Annotated in this window: 18 protein-coding genes; 11 read left to right on the top strand and 7 right to left on the bottom strand. The window is 73.9% G+C overall.

The features are described 5' to 3' along the window. Positions 1 to 9 precede the first annotated feature (9 nt). The 5 genes from ACZ4MF_RS13425 to ACZ4MF_RS13445 form a co-directional block, all read right to left on the bottom strand. Positions 10 to 1,209 carry a PP2C family protein-serine/threonine phosphatase gene (locus ACZ4MF_RS13425; RefSeq protein ID WP_467492302.1) on the bottom strand — a complete coding sequence of 400 codons (1,200 nt, stop codon included), beginning with the start codon at positions 1,207 to 1,209 and terminating at the stop codon, positions 10 to 12. Between the two features lie 417 nt (positions 1,210 to 1,626). Then, positions 1,627 to 2,034 (bottom strand): peptide-methionine (R)-S-oxide reductase MsrB, encoded by a 408-nt coding sequence (gene msrB, locus ACZ4MF_RS13430; protein WP_467492152.1) that lies wholly within the window; start codon positions 2,032 to 2,034, stop codon positions 1,627 to 1,629. A 14-nt stretch (positions 2,035 to 2,048) separates the two neighbouring features. After that, positions 2,049 to 3,440, bottom strand: a complete 1,392-nt coding sequence (gene murC / locus ACZ4MF_RS13435) for a UDP-N-acetylmuramate--L-alanine ligase (RefSeq protein ID WP_467492153.1) — start codon at positions 3,438 to 3,440, stop codon at positions 2,049 to 2,051. Between the two features lie 112 nt (positions 3,441 to 3,552). Further along, complete coding sequence (locus ACZ4MF_RS13440; protein WP_467492154.1) at positions 3,553 to 4,026, bottom strand: indole-3-glycerol phosphate synthase; 474 nt, start codon at positions 4,024 to 4,026, stop codon at positions 3,553 to 3,555. A 128-nt stretch (positions 4,027 to 4,154) separates the two neighbouring features. Continuing rightward, positions 4,155 to 4,955 carry a pyrimidine reductase family protein gene (locus tag ACZ4MF_RS13445; protein WP_467492155.1) on the bottom strand — a complete coding sequence of 267 codons (801 nt, stop codon included), beginning with the start codon at positions 4,953 to 4,955 and terminating at the stop codon, positions 4,155 to 4,157. A 37-nt stretch (positions 4,956 to 4,992) separates the two neighbouring features. Between ACZ4MF_RS13445 and zapE the strand changes: the two genes are divergently transcribed. From zapE to ACZ4MF_RS13480, 7 genes are all read left to right on the top strand, one after another. Continuing rightward, entirely contained in the window at positions 4,993 to 6,096 is a 1,104-nt protein-coding gene (zapE, locus tag ACZ4MF_RS13450; RefSeq protein ID WP_467492156.1) for a cell division protein ZapE, read from the top strand. A 166-nt stretch (positions 6,097 to 6,262) separates the two neighbouring features. Continuing rightward, positions 6,263 to 6,586, top strand: a complete 324-nt coding sequence (locus ACZ4MF_RS13455; RefSeq protein ID WP_467492157.1) for a hypothetical protein — start codon at positions 6,263 to 6,265, stop codon at positions 6,584 to 6,586. Positions 6,587 to 6,691: 105 nt separating this feature from the next. Next, positions 6,692 to 7,273, top strand: a complete 582-nt coding sequence (locus ACZ4MF_RS13460) for a carbonic anhydrase (protein WP_467492158.1) — start codon at positions 6,692 to 6,694, stop codon at positions 7,271 to 7,273. Positions 7,274 to 7,281: 8 nt separating this feature from the next. Continuing rightward, complete coding sequence (locus tag ACZ4MF_RS13465) at positions 7,282 to 8,793, top strand: SulP family inorganic anion transporter (RefSeq protein ID WP_467492159.1); 1,512 nt, start codon at positions 7,282 to 7,284, stop codon at positions 8,791 to 8,793. 181 nt (positions 8,794 to 8,974) lie between these two features. Beyond that, positions 8,975 to 9,940 (top strand): slipin family protein, encoded by a 966-nt coding sequence (locus ACZ4MF_RS13470; protein ID WP_467492160.1) that lies wholly within the window; start codon positions 8,975 to 8,977, stop codon positions 9,938 to 9,940. Positions 9,941 to 9,950: 10 nt separating this feature from the next. After that, positions 9,951 to 10,523, top strand: coding sequence for a YbhB/YbcL family Raf kinase inhibitor-like protein (locus ACZ4MF_RS13475; RefSeq protein WP_467492161.1), 573 nt, complete (start codon positions 9,951 to 9,953; stop codon positions 10,521 to 10,523). Between the two features lie 80 nt (positions 10,524 to 10,603). Next, positions 10,604 to 11,461, top strand: coding sequence for a polysaccharide deacetylase family protein (locus tag ACZ4MF_RS13480; protein WP_467492162.1), 858 nt, complete (start codon positions 10,604 to 10,606; stop codon positions 11,459 to 11,461). On the opposite strand, the gene ACZ4MF_RS13485 is transcribed toward ACZ4MF_RS13480, so the two are convergent. Then, positions 11,453 to 12,124, bottom strand: a complete 672-nt coding sequence (locus ACZ4MF_RS13485; protein ID WP_467492163.1) for an ABC transporter — start codon at positions 12,122 to 12,124, stop codon at positions 11,453 to 11,455. The genes ACZ4MF_RS13480 and ACZ4MF_RS13485 overlap by 9 nt on opposite strands. Next, on the bottom strand, positions 12,121 to 13,023 hold the full coding sequence (locus ACZ4MF_RS13490; protein WP_467492164.1) for an ABC transporter ATP-binding protein: 903 nt from the start codon (positions 13,021 to 13,023) through the stop codon (positions 12,121 to 12,123). Before ACZ4MF_RS13490 ends, ACZ4MF_RS13485 begins: the two co-directional genes overlap by 4 nt. A 110-nt stretch (positions 13,024 to 13,133) precedes the next feature. On the opposite strand from ACZ4MF_RS13490, the gene ACZ4MF_RS13495 reads away from it, so the two are divergent. The 4 genes from ACZ4MF_RS13495 (at position 13,134) to ACZ4MF_RS13510 (ending at position 16,693) form a co-directional block, all read left to right on the top strand. Further along, on the top strand, positions 13,134 to 13,823 hold the full coding sequence (locus tag ACZ4MF_RS13495; protein ID WP_467492303.1) for a peptidyl-tRNA hydrolase: 690 nt from the start codon (positions 13,134 to 13,136) through the stop codon (positions 13,821 to 13,823). Positions 13,824 to 13,837: 14 nt separating this feature from the next. Continuing rightward, positions 13,838 to 14,476, top strand: coding sequence for a TetR/AcrR family transcriptional regulator (locus ACZ4MF_RS13500; protein WP_467492165.1), 639 nt, complete (start codon positions 13,838 to 13,840; stop codon positions 14,474 to 14,476). A 77-nt stretch (positions 14,477 to 14,553) separates the two neighbouring features. After that, positions 14,554 to 15,162 (top strand): TIGR03086 family metal-binding protein, encoded by a 609-nt coding sequence (locus tag ACZ4MF_RS13505; RefSeq protein ID WP_467492166.1) that lies wholly within the window; start codon positions 14,554 to 14,556, stop codon positions 15,160 to 15,162. Positions 15,163 to 15,307: 145 nt separating this feature from the next. Continuing rightward, positions 15,308 to 16,693: an MbnB/TglH/ChrH family RiPP precursor modification enzyme gene (locus tag ACZ4MF_RS13510; protein ID WP_467492304.1), complete on the top strand. Its 1,386-nt coding sequence runs from the start codon at positions 15,308 to 15,310 to the stop codon at positions 16,691 to 16,693. Positions 16,694 to 16,756: the final 63 nt, after the last annotated feature.

Raw genomic sequence — 16,756 nt, forward strand, 5'->3', positions numbered from 1 at the left:
ACCCGTACCCTACGGCGAGACCGCTCGCCTGTTGTGCGGCCGCGCGGCCAGCGCCGCGACATCGTCCTCCGCGTGCCGCGCGTCCAGCCGCGCGAGGATCGTGTCCAGTACGTCGTCCAGCCCGTCCCCCGTGGGGAAGCGGACGGCGGACAGCCGCGCCAGCGACTGGTCGATGTCCTCGCCCCGCCGCTCCACCAGCCCGTCGGTGAACAGCACCAGGGTCTGCCCCGGCGCCAGCGGATGCGTGGCCGACTCGTACCCGCCGAGCCCCGTGCCCAGCGGCGGCCCCACGGGCACCGTCAGCAGCCTGGCCGAGCCGTCCGGTTCGACGAGCACCGGTGGCAGATGCCCGGCGCTGGCGAGCGTGACCTGGCCCCGGCCGGGGTCGACGCCGGCCAGCAGACAGGTCGCGGGCCGGCGTTCGGCCTCCCGGGAGGAGATCTCGTCGATCTGCCGCAGCACCCGGTGCGGGGGCAGGTCGGCGGAGGCTATGTAGCGCAGCGAGGAGCGGTAGGCGTTCATGTCGACGGCGGCCTCCAGGCCGTGCCCCATGACGTCGCCGACGACCAGCAGGGTCCGCCCGAAGTGCAGCCGCACGGTCTCGCACCAGTCGCCGCCGACGACGGCGTGCCGGCCGGCCGGGAGGTAGCGGATGGCGACGTCGAGATTGGGGTGCGGGCGGCCGGGCTCTTCCAGCAGGGCGCGTTGCAGGTCGCCGGCGGTGCGGTTGACGTGTTCGTAGGCGCGGGCGTGGCGGATGTGGGAGGCGGCGCGCTCGGCGAGCAGGCTCAGCAGCTCAGCCTCCAGGGGGCGCAGCGGCTCCCCGGAGCGAGCCCACACCAGGACGCCGTACACGTCGTCCCCGCTGGTCAGCGAGAGGCACAGGGCGGCCCGGGTGCTGGGCGCGCCGGCGTGTTCCAGCCAGGGCTCGGCCGTCGTGTCGAGCGCCGGTGCGACCGCTTCCCGGGCGACCGCGGTGGCCCAGCGGACGTCGGGCAGCACATCGGCGTCCCCGTTGATCTCCTCGTACCCGGAGATCGTCTTCCCGGTCCGGCGCAGCACGGCGGCGGTCCCACCGGCCAGCCGTACGGCGGCCTCGGTCAACTCGGCACAGGTGGTGGACTCGACGAGGGTGCTGCCGATGCCGGCCAGGGCGTCGCGCAGGAGGGCGAGCCGCGCGCCGGCCGCGGCGACGTCGGCGGCCGGCACGGCCTGCGCGGCCGCCGCGGTCCGCGTGGACGCCGACGGCGCCTGGTCGTCGGCGTGGGCGTCGGCGTCGGCGTCGGCGTCGGCGTCGGCGTCGGCGTCGGCGCGACGATGGCCGCTGTCGGCAGGCCACGACCTGCGACGGGACTGGATCCAGCGCGCCACACCCAACACCCTCACAGAATCTCAAACCGGGGCGAGCAGGGCATCGGCCTCATGCATCACATTCGTACCGTTGCCCCCGTCAGACCCGGCAGCCCCGCGCGGGACCCCGTTTCTCACTCCCGCCCCGTGTCCGGTGGTGCTCATTTTCGACCGGCCGAAGCGTTTCGGACACTCCTTTTGCCAGATTCGGCGTGTCCGTTGATCCGCTTCATGCCGGGCCTCCACGAGATCGCCAGAGACGGAGGCCGACCGTCCTCAGCTCTCCTCGGTAGCCAGGCGCAGCGAGATGGAGTTGATGCAGTACCGCTGGTCCGTCGGGGTCGGGTAGCCCTCGCCGGCGAAGACGTGCCCGAGGTGCGAGCCGCACCGCGCGCAGCGCACCTCGGTGCGCACCATCCCGTGCGAGCGGTCCTCGATCAGCTCGACGGCGTCCGTGTCCTTCGGGTCGAAGAAGGAGGGCCAGCCGCAGTGCGACTCGAACTTCGTGTCCGAGGTGAACAGTTCGGCACCGCAGGCCCGGCAGGAGTAGACGCCCCGGGTCTTGGTGTCCGTGTACTCACCGGTGAACGCCGGCTCGGTGGCGGCCTGGCGCAGCACGGCGTACTCGGCCGGGGTCAGCTCCGCCCTCCACTGCTCGTCCGGCTTCTCGACGTCGTACGACATGAGCCTCAGCCCCTTTACTGCTGCGACAGGCGGTCCAGGATCAGCGGGCCCAGGTCGGTCACGTCGCCCGCGCCCATGGTGAGAACGAGATCACCGGGCCTCGCCATTCCCGCGATCACGGCGGGACTCTCCGCCTTGTCGTGCACGGCGGTGACGTCGGCGCCGGCGGCCCGCGCGGCCTCGATGATCAGCTCGCTGGTCACGCCCGGGACCGGGTCCTCGCGCGCCGGGTAGATGTCGAGGACGACCGACGCGTCCGCGAGGGCCAGGGCGTCGCCCATCTCCTTGCCCAGTTCCTGGGTGCGGGAGAACAGGTGCGGCTGGAAGAGGACGAGGATCCGGGAGTCGCCGGCGGCGGCGCGCATGGCCTCCAGGTCGGCGGTCATCTCGGTCGGGTGGTGGGCGTAGGAGTCGATCACCTGGACGCCGGCCGCCTCGCCCTTGAGCTGGAGGCGCCGCTTGACCCCGGTGTAGGCGGCGAGCGCGGGCGCCAGCTCCGCGGCGGGGATGCCGAGGGCCGCGCCGGCGGCGAGCGCGGCGACGGCGTTGAGGGCGTAGTGCCGGCCGGGCACGGAGACGGCGAAGGTCAGCTCCTGCCCGTCGAGCACCGCGGTGACCCGGCTCTTCAGCCCCTGCGGGACGATCGACAGCACGCGTACGTCGGCGTCCTCGGCCTCGCCGTACGTCACCGTCCGCACCGACCCGGCCAGCCGCCGGGTCAGCTCCCGCGCCCCCTCGTGGTCGGCGGAGATCACCAGCGTGCCACCGGGCACGATCTTCCCGGCGAAGGTCTCGAAGGACTCGTAGATCTCGTCCATCGAGGCGTAGTTGGCGTGGTGGTCCAGCTCGACGTTGAGGACGATGGCGACCTCGGGGGCGTACGTGTGGAAGCTGCGGTCCGACTCGTCCGCCTCGGCGACGAAGATGTCGCCCGTGCCGTGCAGCGCGTTGGAGCCGGGCGCGTCCAGGTCGCCGCCGATGGCGTACGACGGCTTCAGGCCCAGCTCGGTGAGCGAGACGGCCAGCATCGAGGTCGTCGTGGTCTTGCCGTGCGTCCCCGCCACGGCGATCGGGCGCAGCCCCTCCATCAGCGCGGCGAGCGCGTCGGAGCGGTGCACCACCGGGATGCCCAGCTCGGCGGCGCGGGCCAGCTCGGGGTTGTCCTGCCGGATCGCCGAGGAGACGACGACACAGCTCGCGTCGTCGGCGAGGTGCCCGGCCGCGTGCCCGATGTGCACGGTGGCACCGGCCGCGCGCAGCGCCTCGACGGTCGCCGACTCCTTGGCGTCGCTGCCGGCCACCGCGGCCCCGCGCTGGGCGAGGATCTTCGCGATCCCCGACATCCCGGCGCCGCCGATGCCGATGAAGTGCGGTCGGTCCATGGCGGCAGGAAGGCCGGGTGCCATGTGGTTCTCCCCAAAATCTCCGGTACGAGGCTGAGCGGGCCCTAGCCTATGTGCTCAAGCGCCGGGCCCTCTGCAACAAGGGGTCACCGGTCCGGCCCGGGGGACGCGGCGCTCACGCCTTGCTGTGCGAGAACAGCTTCAGCACCGGCACCCCCACCTTGTGCCGCGCCCGCGAGGCCCAGTCCCGGTGGAAGAACTCCTCCACATAGTGCGGATCGGTCAGCACGATCACCTCGTCCGCCGACACCTCCGCCACCAGGGCCTTCAGCGCCTCCAGCGGATGGTCCTCGACCAACCGCCCCTGCGCCGTGCTCCCCGCCGCGTGCAGCGCCTGCACCGAGACGTCGAGGGCCTGCTGTCCGACCCCCTTCGCCGCCGTCCCCTCCGGCGTGTCCCGCTCCCGCACCGCCTCGTCGAGTTCGCCGAGCGCGATGTCGTCGATGGCCCGCAGCAGGCGGTCCGCCTGGTCGCCGCGCGGCTGGAGGAGCACGTGGAAGGTGACCGGCTCGTCTCCGTGCAAGGTCGTGACGAACTCCACGTCGGCGGACGTCAAGGCCTTCTCGATCATCAGAACGCTTGTGAACACCGGACGCCTCTTCTCCTCCGTGGCCCGGCAGGGCCGCTGCGGAAACCATCCTGCCCCGTGCTCCCACGGGTTCTGCCGGTCTAAGTCTGCCCTCCGGAAGCTAAACGGAACGGCATATTCCGCTGATTTCAGGACCGACGGTAGCGACCGAACAGAAATCCGGCCTCCTCAAGGAGGGACACGAGCGCGAAGCGGCGCGGCACGGCGACCGACGGACCCCCGGCGATGCGCTGTGCCTCCCCCGCGGCGAGCATGGGCGAGAGCGTCAGGCACATCTCGTCCAGCACGCCCGCGGCGATGAACTGGCCGAGCAGCCGGGGCCCGCCCTCGGTGAGCAGCCGGGTGTGGCCGAGACCGGCGAGGGCGCGTACCGCGCGGGCCGGGTCGATGCCCGCGCCGTCGCCCGCGACCACCACCCGCGCGCCGGCCTTCTCGGCGGCGGCGACCCGGTCCGGGGCGGCCGCGGCTCCGGTCAGGATCAGCGTGGGCACGAGGGGCGACGTGAACAGCGGGAGCGAGAGGTCCAGGTCCAGGCTCGCGGTGACGACCGCGACGGCCGGCGCCGGGCCCTGTCCGGCGGCCGCACGGGCCCCGGCGAACTCGGCACGCGCGCGTGCCGGGCGGTACCCCTCCTGGCGTACCGTTTCCGCGCCCACGACCACGACGTCCGCGAGCGCCCGCAGCGTGCCGAAGATCCGCATGTCGGCGGCGCAGGAGATGGGCTGCGAGCGCCCGTCGTGCTGGGCCGCGCCGTCCAGCGTGGAGACCATGTTGGCCCGCAGCCACGGCCGCGACTCCCCCGGCTCCGGCTCCGGCTCCGGGTAGGCGTAGGCGGCGGCCAGCTCGGCGAGGCTCCACTCACGGTCGGCGAGCGCCGCCGTACGGTCCTGGGCTGCTGTTTCGTCGGTCACAGGGAACAGGCGTCGCATGTCGTGCAGTGTGACACGGCGCTTAGCATGGGTAATCGTGTCGTCCTCCACCGCCGCCCCCGGTTCCAGCCCCGTGATCGAAGCGGGCCCCCTCTCCCTGTGCGCCCGCGAGCCGCACGTCCCCGCGGACCGGCTCGTCGCCGAGATGGTGCCGCCGCCGCGCTTCGACTCGGTGCGCTTCTCGACGTACATCCCGGACCCGAACCAGCCCAGCCAGACCGAGGCCGTGACGGTCCTTGAGGGCTTCGCCGCCGGGCTGGGCGGGGCGCACGCCTCCGGCGCCGGCAGGCGCGGCTTCTTCGGCTTCGGCCGGGCCAGGGCGCCCAAGGCCCCGGCCGGCCCGCGCGGGGTCTACCTGGACGGCGGCTACGGCGTCGGCAAGACCCACCTGCTCGCCTCCCTGTGGCACGCCACCCCCGCCGAGCCCGCCCGCAAGGCGTTCGGCACCTTCGTGGAGCTGACGAACCTGGTCGGCGCCCTCGGCTTCCAGCAGACGGTGCAGACCCTGTCCGGGCACAGCCTGCTGTGCATCGACGAGTTCGAGCTGGACGACCCGGGCGACACGGTGCTGGTGTCGACCCTGCTCGGCAAGCTGGTCGAGGCGGGCGTCGCGCTGGCCGCCACCTCCAACACGCTGCCCGGCAAACTGGGTGAGGGCCGGTTCGCCGCCGCCGACTTCCTGCGCGAGATACAGGGGCTGTCCGCCCACTTCCGCGCCCTGCGCATCGACGGCGAGGACTACCGGCACCGCGGTCTGCCCAAGGCCCCCCGGCCGTTCTCCGACGAAGAGGTGACGAAGGCGGCGTACGCCAGCGAGGGCGCCTCACTGGACGACTTCCCGCATCTGCTGGAGCACCTGGCGAAGGTCCACCCGAGCCGGTACGGCGCGCTGACCGACGGAGTCACGGCCGTGTGCCTGACCGGGGTGCGGCCGGTGCCGGACCAGTCGACGGCGCTGCGGCTCGTGGTGCTCGCGGACCGGCTCTACGACCGCGAGGTGCCGGTGCTGGCCTCGGGGCTGCCCTTCGACCGGCTGTTCAGCGAGGAGATGCTGAACGGCGGCTACCGCAAGAAGTACTTCCGCGCGATATCGCGGCTCACCGCGCTGGCCCGGGACGCCAAGGGGCTCGTCACCCCGTAGTCAAGAGCCAGATCTCGCCACCCGACCGGCACTTTTCACGCTCTCTCGTGCTCGTAACGCGCTGTTAACCCTGCAAAGGACTTTGCAGGGTTAACGTGTTTCTTGACCAAGCATTGACCAATGTTTGGTGCGTACGAGACGCGTGAGCGCACGGAAGGGGGGGCGCATGTTCCGAGGTACGACGCCCCGGACCCCGTTCGTCCTCCTCGCCGTCACACTGCTCGCGTTCCCGTTCTTCACCCTCGCGGGATCCTTCGCACCCGCGCACACGCCCAGTCAGGCACAGGCCGACGCCGAGCCCGGAATCACCTCCCCCGCCGGGGCGGTACGTGACGGCGCGAGCTCCGCCGCGTGCGCGCAGGAGCACCCGCTCATAGCCGGCCGGGCCGCCGGCACCGACGCCCCGGGCATCCCCGGAGCCGTGGAGCCGCGCGCCCCGAAGGCCTCAAGACCCCACACCCCGGCGGCACTTCAGGCCTTCCCCTGCTGACAGCCGGCCGACGCCGGCGCGGCCCCACCGGGCCCTCTCGCTCCCCCCACCATCATCGTTCAACACCGACGCGCCCGTGCAGGCGCGCCAGGAGGAACCACACACATGCAGCCCCTCATCGACAACGCCCGTAGCTTCGGACAGCGCCCTGAGGAGTTCGCCGGACTCGCCGAAGGCCAGTCACCGCAGGTGCTCTTCATCACCTGCTCCGACTCCCGCGTCGTCCCGGCCCTGATCACCGGCGCCCGCCCCGGCCAGCTCTTCGAGCTGCGCACCGCGGGCAACATCGTCCCGCCCCACACCTCACAGCACCCGACCAGCGAGGCCGCCACCATCGAGTACGCCGTGGAGGTGCTCGGCGTCCGCGACATCGTCGTCTGCGGCCACTCGCACTGCGGGGCCGTCGGCGCGCTGGTGCGCGGCGACGACCTGACCGCCGTACCGGCCGTGCGCGACTGGCTGGCACACGCCGCCACTCCGCGCCCGGCCGGCCAGGCCGAGGACCCGGAGGTCGCCCAGGGCGTGCAGGCCCACGTCCTGACCCAGCTACTGCGGCTGCGCTCGTACCCCTGCGTCGCGCGCAAGCTGACACAGGGTCAACTCAGCCTGCACGCCTGGTACTACGAGGTGCACACGGGCTCCGTACGGGCGCACCGCCCGCAGACCGACACCTTCGAGTCCCTGTGAGCGCATCGATGACCGACGCCAAGCCGACGACCGGCAAGAACCCCCTCATATCCCGGATACCCCGTCTCCCCCACGCGCGGCAGGACTTCGCCGCGTCCCTCGTCGTCTTCCTGGTCGCGCTGCCGCTGTGTGTCGGCGTGGCCGTCGCCTCCGGTGTCCCGGCCGAACTCGGCCTGGTCACCGGCATCGTGGGCGGCCTCGTCACCGGGCTGATGCGCGGCAGCAGCCTCCAGGTGTCGGGGCCCGCCGCCGGCCTGACCGTGCTCGTCTTCGAGGCGGTCAAGGAGCACGGCCTGCCGGTGCTCGGCGTGATCGTGCTCACCGCCGGAGCGATCCAGATCGTCATGGGCCTGCTGAGGCTGGGCCGTTACTTCCGTGCCATCTCGGTCTCCGTCGTCGAGGGCATGCTGGCCGGAATCGGCCTGGTCCTCGTCGCCGGGCAGCTGTATCCGGCGCTGGCGGCCAAGGCCCCCGACTCCGGGCCGGGCAAGATCGCCGGGCTGCCCGGGGCGTTCTGGGCCGCCTTCGGCGACGGCACGGCCCTGGCCTCGCTCGCCGTCGCGGCGGGCACGGTCGCGGTCCTGCTGCTGTGGAAGCACGTCCCGGCGAAGGCGCGCACGGTCCCCGGCCCGCTGGCCGCGGTCGGTCTCGCCACGCTGGCCGCGTTCGCACTGGACCTGCCGGTGGCCACCGTCGAGGTGCGGGGGCTGCTGGGCGCCGTCCAGCCGCCGCCGCTGAGCGCCTTCGGCGAGCTGGCGGGCGTCGGGGTGCTCGGCACGGTCGTCGCCTTCACCCTGATCGCGTCCGCCGAGTCGCTGTTCAGCGCGGCGGCCGTGGACCGGCTGCACTCCGGGCCGCGCACCGCGTACGACAAGGAGCTGGTCGCCCAGGGCACCGGCAACGCGATCTGCGGGCTGCTCGGCGCGCTGCCGATGACCGCGGTGATCGTGCGCAGCGCGGCCAACGTCCAGGCGGGCGCCCGTACCAAGGCCTCCCGGGTGCTGCACGGCGTGTGGCTGCTGCTCTTCGCCGCGCTGCTGCCCGGTGTGCTGGCGTACATCCCGATCCCGGCGCTCGCCGGCATCCTGATCCACTCGGGCGCCAAGCTGGTGCCGGTCCGGGCCCTCGTGGGGCTGTGGCGCGAGCACCGGGGCGAGGCCCTGATCCTGGCCGTGACGGCGGTCTCGATCGTGGCGGTCAGCATGTTCGAGGGCGTGCTGATCGGCCTGGCGCTCGCGGTGGTCAAGACGGCCTGGGAGGCCTCGCACGTCAGGCTGGAGGTGGTCGACAAGGGCGCGGGCCCGGTCGAGGTCCACCTGTCGGGCAATGCGACTTTCCTGCGGCTGCCGAAGATCCTCGACAGCCTGGAGTCCCTCCCCCAGGACCGCCCGGTCCGCCTGGACCTGACCGGCCTGCACCACCTCGACCACGCCTGTCGTACGGCCCTGGAGAACTGGGCCGAACGCCACAGCGCGGCCGGGACGGAACCGGTGCGCGTCACGGCGGCGCAGGCCGTCTGACCGGTCACCGCCCGGGCCGCCCCGACGGCCGCTGACCCCGGGCCGGGATGCCGACGCCCCTCGGCATCCCGGCCCGGTCCTCGCTGAGTGCACCGGTCCGCCGGGACCCCTTGCAGAGCGGCCCAACCGGCTTATGGTGACAGCAGCGGACAAAAGCAGACCTCTCCGTGAGGAGGTCACCATGCTCCAGGAACTGCTGGGCGCCATCGCGGCGGCAGGTTCCGCCGGTCTGGTCTACCTGGCGATGGCGGCCCGGGTGGTCAAGCAGTACGAACGCGGTGTGCTGTTCCGGCTCGGGCGCGTCAGCGGTGAGGCACGGGCGCCGGGCTTCACGCTGGTCATCCCCTTCGTGGACCGGCTGCAGAAGGTCAACATGCAGATCGTGACGATGCCGATCCCGGCCCAGGAGGGCATCACCCGCGACAACGTCACCGTCCGGGTGGACGCGGTCGTCTACTTCAGGGTGGTCGACCCGGAGAGCGCCCTGGTGAAGGTCGAGGACTACAAGTTCGCGGTGTCGCAGATGGCCCAGACGTCGCTCAGGTCGATCATCGGCAAGAGCGACCTGGACGACCTGCTGTCCAACCGCGAGAAGCTCAACCAGGGGCTGGAGCTGATGATCGACAGCCCCGCCGTCGGCTGGGGCATCCAGGTCGACCGGGTCGAGATCAAGGACGTCTCCCTGCCCGACACGATGAAGCGGTCCATGGCCCGCCAGGCCGAGGCGGACCGCGAGCGCCGGGCCCGGATCATCAACGCCGACGCCGAGCTCCAGGCCTCCAAGAAGCTCGCCGAGGCCGCCCAGCAGATGGCCGACACCCCTGCCGCGCTCCAACTGAGGCTGCTCCAGACGGTGATGGCGGTGTCGGCCGAGAAGAACTCCACACTGGTGCTGCCCATCCCGGTGGAGCTGCTGCACTTCCTGGAGCGGGGCAACAACCCGCAGCAGGCGCCGAACGGTGACACCGCCCCGAAGACGCGGGAAGGCGACAGAGCAGTGGGGGCACCCGACGGCGACCGGGCGCTGCGGGCACCGGACGGCACCGGCACACAGCGCGCCCTGGACGGCGAGAGTACGCAGCACGTGCCGGACGCCGACACGGCGTCCGGCGCGCCGGACGGTGACGGCGGGGGGCGGTCGGGCTAGCGTGCCGGGCATGCGTGAGAGCGTGGTGGCACCGGCGGTCCTGGCGGCCGTGCTGGGCTGCGTCGCGGGGTGCGGCGGTGCGGGCCGCACGGGCGACCCGGGCGCCCGCACCCACTCGCCCACGACCGCCGCCGCCCGCATCACGGTCACGAGCAGCGCGTACGCCGAGGGCGGCACGATCCCGCGCCGCTTCACCTGCGACGGAGCCGACATCTCCCCTCCGCTCGCCGTCACCGGCGTACCCGCCCGCACGGCGTCCCTGGCCCTGGTCCTACAGGACCTGGACGCCCCGCACGGCACGTTCACGCACTGGCTGGCGTGGGGCATCGGGCGCGGCACCGCGCGTCTCGCCGCGGGAGAGCGCCCGCCGGGCGCGACGCAGGGCCGCAACGGCTTCGGGAGGACCGGCTACGGCGGCCCCTGCCCGCCCCGCGGCGACCGCCCGCACCGCTACGTCCTCACGGTGTACGCCACCGACCGCCGCCCGGCACTTTCCCCGGACGCCGCCCCGGCCGACCTCCAGAAGGCTCTGACCGGCCACACGCTCGCCGAGGGAACCCTCACCGGCCGCTACGGCCGCTGAGCCCGCCGACCGGGTGACCGTGCCGCCGCGCCGTCCGGTGTTTCGGTATACGAGCGAAGATCTCCCCGTACGTTCGCATGATGATCGCACGAGCATGCCGGATCACCGCGGTCTGTGTCCTGGGCGCGGCGCTCGCCGCCTGCGGCGGTGCGGGCGGTGGCGGTCAGGGCCCGGGCAGGTCCGCCGTACCCGTCTCCATCGTCCCTCCCGTCGTACGGCCGCCCGTGCTCGCGCCGGGGCCCGGCGGGCTGACCCCGGTCTTCGAGCACGGCCCGCGCACGCGGGGCAAGGCGGTCGCGCTGACCTTCGACGCCGACATGACCGCCGACGAGGGGCGCCGCGCGGCCGCCGGCGAGCACTTCGACAACCCCGGACTCATCAGCGCCCTGCGCGCGCTGAAGGTGCCGGCGACCGTCTTCATGACCGGCCGGTGGGCCGAGGAGTACCCGGCGCAGGCCCGCGCTCTCGGCCACGACCCGCGTTTCGAGGTCGCCAACCACTCCTACGGCCACGACGCGTTCACCGCCGACTGCCACGGCCTGCCGGCCCTGCCGGCCGACAGGATGCGCGCGGACGTGGAGCGCGCGTACGCCTCCCTGAAGAAGGCGGGCGTGGCACACCCGATGCCGTACTTCCGCTTCCCCGGCGGCTGTCACGACGAGCGGTCGCTGCGCGCGCTCAGCGGGCTCGGGGTGACGGCGGTGCAGTGGGACGTGGTGAGCGGCGACGCGTTCGCGACGGATGCCGGCGCCGTCGCCCGGCAGGTGCTGGACGGGGTGCGGCCCGGCTCGGTGGTCGTCATGCACTGCACCCGCAGCGCCGCCCCGGCCACCGAGCGGGCCGTCCGCACGGTCGTACCGGAACTGCGCAGGCGCGGCTACCGGTTCGTGAAGGTCTCCGAACTGATCGCGCAGAGCGACGGCCACCGGTCAGGGTGAGCGGCGGGAGCTGAGCCAGGCGGCCGCGGCGAAGGCGGCGGCGGCGAGCAGGAGCGCCGCGGCCAGCGGCAGCAGCGGCACCGTGATCCGGCCGGTTTGCGAACCGGTGACCAGACCGCTCACCGCGGCCTGCGCCGGGGAGCCGGTGAGCACCACGGACAGCAGCGCGCCCAGCAGCATCGCGGGCACCGCGCGGCCGGTGGAGCGCAGCACCGGCCGGTTGGTGAGCGCGCCGACGGCCGCGCCGATCAGAGCGCAGGCGAGCGTGGCCGGCAGTCCGGCCGCGCCCGCCCTCAGCAGGGGTACGCGGATCTGGTGGCCGTTGTCCGCCGGGGCGCTGATCAGCGTCACCACCGAGGTCGCCACCACCCCGAGCGCCGCCGCCGTGAGCAGCGCGGTCAGCAGGGCGGCGAGGTGGGCGCGGGCGGGGCCGCGCGCGGCGGCGGCACAGGCGCGGGCCGCGTCCGGCTCGCCGGTGGCACAGATCCGCACCAGCCAGGCCGCGACCGGTAGCAGACCGCCGGCCGTGTAGCCGAGCGAGTCGAGGACGGGCTGGCCGCTCTGCACCCCGATTCCCAGGTACGCGGCGTAGAGGAGCACCGGCGGCAGCCAGCGCTGGGAGCGCACCAGCAGGTCCAGCTGGTAGCGCAGGAGTGCGGTCATGGGCGGCTTCCTGGATCGGGGGGTGGCGCGAGGTCGTCGGGGGCCGGTGCGTGGTCCGGGGGCGGGGTGACGCGCACGACGTGCCACGGCGGGCGGGCCGTGAGCAGGGCGCGCAGCAGGATGTCCGAGCGGGAGGCGGGGACGGTGAGGCGGTAGCCGCCGGGAACCGTCTCCTCGACGGTGACGCCGGTCCGTGCCGCCTCGGGCGGCAGCGCCCCGCCGGCCGGCCCCTGCGCGACGATCAGGGCGAGCGGCCCGGCCGGTGAACTCCCGCCGTCCGTACGGGGCTTGAGCCCGCCGTCGAGCACGGTGTACGTCGCGTCCGGTGTTCCGGCCAGCCGGCGCGGGTCGTGGTCGACGAACACCACGGCGCCCCCGGCGGCGGTCCGCTCGGCCACCGCCCGCTCCAGCTCGGCCCGCGCCGCCGCGTCCAGCCCGGTCCAGGCCTCGTCCAGCACCAGCAGCTCCGGCTCGCCGAGCAGGGACTGGGCGACGGCGACCTTCTGACTGCTGCCCTTGGACAGCCGCGCCATCGGGGTGTCGGCGTGGCCGCCGGCGCCGAACCGCTCCAGCCAGGTGCGTGCGGCGCGCCGTGCCGTCGCGCGGCTCAGGCCGTGCACCGTGCCGAGGTGGGTGAGGTAGCCGAGGGGGGTGAAGGGGAGCGCCGAGGGGAAGCGTTCGGGGACGTACGCCGTGCGCGGGCGGCCGGTGACACGGCCCTCGGTCGGCGCGTCCAGGCGGGCGAGGAGACGCAGCAGGGTGGACTTTCCGGTGCCGTTCGCTCCTTCTATGCGGGTGAGGGTGCCGGGCGCGATGGTGAGGTCGACGCCTCGAAGCACCCAGGGGCCGCGGATGCCGTAGCGGCGGCCTACGGCGGACAGTCGTAAGGCACATTGCATGCGGTCATTGTGGTCGGTCGTGCCGCGGGGACCGCTGCCCTGTCCGGTCCGTGGGCCGGTCACGCCGTGCCGTGTGCCGTTTAAGGTGGGCTGTTGTGAGCCCTGATGCCATGCCCCCGACCGAGCCCGCGACCGACACGCGTGACGAAGCGCCCCAGTTCGTCCTCCCCCTCGTCGTACGGCTGGAGCGCGCCGCGCCGCCCGCCCGTGCCGACGCGCTGGAGACGGCCGCCCGGGCCGTGCTCGTGCTGCTCGGGGACGAGCGGGCGCACGGCGACGGCGCGTGGGCCGAGGCGGTACGCGACTGGGAGGACGCGCGGATCCGCAAGGTGGTCCGGCGGGCCCGTGGGGCCGAGTGGCGGCGGGCCGAGGCGCTGCCCGGGATCACGGTGACCGGCAAGTCGGCCGAGGTACGGGTGTTCCCGCCGGTCCCGCTCGACGGCTGGCCCAAGGACCTGGCCAGACTCCAGGTGTCGGGCACCGAGCTGGACGACCCGGAGCCGCCCGCCGCGCCCGATCCGGCCCAGCCCGTGCTGTGGCTGAACCCGGAGCTGGAGATGTCGGCCGGCAAGGCCATGGCCCAGGCGGGGCACGGCGCGCAACTGGCCTGGTGGGCGCTGCCGGAGGCGGAGCGCGCGGCCTGGCGGGACGCGGGCTTCGCGCTCGCCGTCCGCACCGCCGGCCCCACCGACTGGGCGCGGCTGACCGGCAGCGGGCTGCCGGTGGTGCGTGACGCCGGCTTCACCGAGATCGCGCCGGGCTCGTGCACGGTCGTCGCCGATCACCCGGCACTGCGCTAGCAGGGGCCGGCGCGATGACGCGGGTCGACGGCCGGGTCGAACGGGGCAACCGCACCCGGCAGTTGGTGCTGCGCCGCACGGTGGAGATCGCCTCGGTGGAGGGCCTGGAGGCGCTCACCGTCGGACGGCTCGCCACCGAGCTGGAGCTGAGCAAGAGCGGGGTGTTCGCGCTGTTCGGCTCCAAGCAGGAACTTCAGCTGGCCACCGTGCGGGAGGCCGCGCGGATCTTCACCGAGCGGGTGCTCCGGCCCACGGCGCAGACCCCGGCCGGGGTGGGGCGGGTGTGGCGGCTGTGCGAGCTGTGGCTGGAGTACTCACGCGGCCGGGTGTTCCCCGGCGGCTGCTTCTTCTACGGCGTCATGGCGGAGTACGACGCACGGACCGGGCCGCTGCACGACGCCGCGGTCCGCGCCCAGCGCGACTGGTCGGCCCACGTGGAGCGCACGATCGACGAGGCCCGTACGGCGGGTGAGCTGCGCGCGGACACGGACGTCCCGCAACTCGCCTTCGAGGTCGTGGCGTTGCTGGAGACGGCGAACGCCCTGTCCGTCCTGCACGACGAGGAGATCGTGTACCGCAGGGCACGGGTGGCCGTCGCGGCGCGGCTGCGGGACATGGCCGTGGACGGCGTCCCGCTCCCTCAAGTCCCGTGATCCGGCACCCGGTTGGAGCCTGGATCGGGTTTCCCGAAAAAAGAGCACGACCGTTCGCTTTGTTTTATGCTCGGGCCATGACTGTGACCGGACCGGACTTCGTGGAACTCGACCGGATCGCCGTCCAGGAGGCCGTGCGCGTGGTGGACCTGGCCACGCCCGCGGACTGGACGCGGGACACCCCCTGCGCCGGCTGGGACCTGCGCCGGCTCGTCGCCCACATGACCGCACAGCATTTCGGGTTCGCCGCCGCGGCGCGCGGCGCGGGGCGGCAGCCGGAGCACTGGCGGGAGCCCGAGGACATGAGCGAGCCCGCCCGGACCCACCGCTCGGCCGCCGCCTCGGTGCTCGCGGCGTTCGCCGAACCGGACGTACAGGGACGGGAGTTCACCCTGCCGGAGCTGGGCGGTGACTTCCCCGGCGGCCGAGCGGTCGGCTTCCACTTCATCGACTACGTCGTCCACGCCTGGGACGTGGCAGCCACCCTCGGCGTCCCCGTGCGGTTCCCCGCGCACGTCCTCGCCGCCGCCCTCGCCGTGGCCCGCGCGGTACCGGCCGACCCCGCCCGGCGCGGCCCGGGCTTCGCGTTCGCCCCGTCCCTGGCGGTGGCCGAGGGCTCCGGCGCGTTGGAGGAGATCCTGCGCGTGCTGGGCCGCGTCCCCGAGCGGTGGCCCGTGCGGGGCTGAACCTCAAATGTTGCTCTGAACGCGACAGGAACGGGATTCGGCACCGCCCGCCGGGGCGATACCTCCGTCATTCGCACGAGGGGACACGAGGGGAGGGGTCATGCGGGGAGGGACCATGCCGGGAGGGGCGATGCGGGGAGAGGCCATGGGGCGGCTGGGCGCGGGGATCGGCTGGCGGCCGGAGATCGCGGACGCCGTGGAGCGGATGCCGGGGATCGACTGGGTGGAGGTCGTGGCGGAGAACGTCTGCCCGGGGCACCTCCCTCAGTCGCTGCTGCGGCTGCGCGAGCGCGGCGTGACCGTGATCCCGCACGGGGTCTCCCTGGGGCTCGGCGATGCCGACCGCCCGGACGAGGGGCGGCTGGCGGCGCTGGCGGAGCGGGCGGAGGCCCTCGGTTCCCCGCTGGTCACCGAGCACATCGCGTTCGTGCGGGCGGGCGGGGCGCTCACCGCGTCCCCCCTGCTGGAGGCCGGGCATCTGCTGCCGGTGCCGCGCACCCGGGACGCCCTGGACATGCTGTGCGAGAACGTCCGCATCGCGCAGGACGCCCTGCCGGTGCCGCTGGCGCTGGAGAACATCGCCGCGCTGTTCTCCTGGCCGGGCGAGGAGCTGACCGAGGCGCAGTTCCTGTCCGAGCTGGTCGAGCGCACCGGCGTACGGCTGCTGATCGACGTGGCCAACCTGCACACCAACCACGTCAACCGGGGCGAGGACCCGGTCCGGGCGCTGGCCGGTCTGCCGCTGGAGGCGCTCGCCTACGTCCATGTCGCGGGCGGCTTCGAGCGCGACGGGGTGTGGCACGACAGCCACGCCCACCCCGTGCCGCGCCCGGTCCTGGACATCCTGACCGACCTCGCCGCCCGGACCACGCCGCCCGGAGTGCTGCTGGAGCGCGACGAGAACTTCCCCGAACCAGCCGAACTGGAAAGGGAGTTGACCCTGATCCGGGACGCGGTGACGGCCGGGCGGGAACGAGCCGGCACCGGTGGCGGCACGGGGGCCGCCATCGGTGCCCCCACCTCGGGCGCGGGTGACGCCGGCGGTACGGGCAGCGCCGCCGTCGGTGCCTCGCGGGCGGACGGGGGCGGCGTCGCCGTGCTCGCGCGGCCCGTGGAGGCCGCGCGTGAGCGGGTCGGCGTCGCCCAGGCCGCCGTACTGTCCTCGCTGGTGGCCGGGACTCCGGTGCCCGAGGGGTTCGACCGGGCCCGGATGCGGGTCCAGGCCCGGGCCCTCGCGGCGAAGCGGGCCGACGTGGTGGCCAAGGTGGCTCCGGAGCTGCCGGTGATCCTCGGCGCGGGGTACCGGGAGCTGTTCCTGGAGTACGCGCGCGAGCAGCCGATGAGCGGGGGGTACCGCCGAGACGCCCTGACCTTCGCCGGCCGCCTGCTGCACGCCGGCCGCCCGCGGGAGGCGGGGGCACGCCGGGAGCTGCGGGAGTGGTGGCTGGACCGGTCGGGGCCGGCGCCGAGGCGGTCCGGCGGGCGGGTGGCCAGGATGGCCCGGAAGGTGCTGCCGGGCCACCGGGGCTGAGCGGGGAGTGAGGTCGCTCACCGGCACCGACCCGGTGCAAGCGCCCCAAAGGGGCACGGGGCC

This window comes from Streptomyces sp. NPDC025793 (genome assembly GCF_055558375.1).

Coding starts and splice junctions, on each gene's coding strand:
- ACZ4MF_RS13465 (WP_467492159.1), top strand. CDS start 7,282: ATGACCGACGCCAAGCCGACGACCGGCAAGAACCCCCTCATATCCCGG.
- ACZ4MF_RS13510 (WP_467492304.1), top strand. CDS start 15,308: ATGGGGCGGCTGGGCGCGGGGATCGGCTGGCGGCCGGAGATCGCGGAC.
- ACZ4MF_RS13445 (WP_467492155.1), bottom strand. CDS start 4,955: ATGCGACGCCTGTTCCCTGTGACCGACGAAACAGCAGCCCAGGACCGT.
- ACZ4MF_RS13500 (WP_467492165.1), top strand. CDS start 13,838: ATGACGCGGGTCGACGGCCGGGTCGAACGGGGCAACCGCACCCGGCAG.
- ACZ4MF_RS13490 (WP_467492164.1), bottom strand. CDS start 13,023: ATGCAATGTGCCTTACGACTGTCCGCCGTAGGCCGCCGCTACGGCATC.
- murC (WP_467492153.1), bottom strand. CDS start 3,440: ATGGCACCCGGCCTTCCTGCCGCCATGGACCGACCGCACTTCATCGGC.
- ACZ4MF_RS13455 (WP_467492157.1), top strand. CDS start 6,263: ATGTTCCGAGGTACGACGCCCCGGACCCCGTTCGTCCTCCTCGCCGTC.
- ACZ4MF_RS13480 (WP_467492162.1), top strand. CDS start 10,604: ATGATCGCACGAGCATGCCGGATCACCGCGGTCTGTGTCCTGGGCGCG.
- ACZ4MF_RS13485 (WP_467492163.1), bottom strand. CDS start 12,124: ATGACCGCACTCCTGCGCTACCAGCTGGACCTGCTGGTGCGCTCCCAG.
- ACZ4MF_RS13495 (WP_467492303.1), top strand. CDS start 13,134: ATGCCCCCGACCGAGCCCGCGACCGACACGCGTGACGAAGCGCCCCAG.
- ACZ4MF_RS13460 (WP_467492158.1), top strand. CDS start 6,692: ATGCAGCCCCTCATCGACAACGCCCGTAGCTTCGGACAGCGCCCTGAG.
- ACZ4MF_RS13475 (WP_467492161.1), top strand. CDS start 9,951: ATGCGTGAGAGCGTGGTGGCACCGGCGGTCCTGGCGGCCGTGCTGGGC.
- ACZ4MF_RS13505 (WP_467492166.1), top strand. CDS start 14,554: ATGACTGTGACCGGACCGGACTTCGTGGAACTCGACCGGATCGCCGTC.
- msrB (WP_467492152.1), bottom strand. CDS start 2,034: ATGTCGTACGACGTCGAGAAGCCGGACGAGCAGTGGAGGGCGGAGCTG.
- ACZ4MF_RS13470 (WP_467492160.1), top strand. CDS start 8,975: ATGCTCCAGGAACTGCTGGGCGCCATCGCGGCGGCAGGTTCCGCCGGT.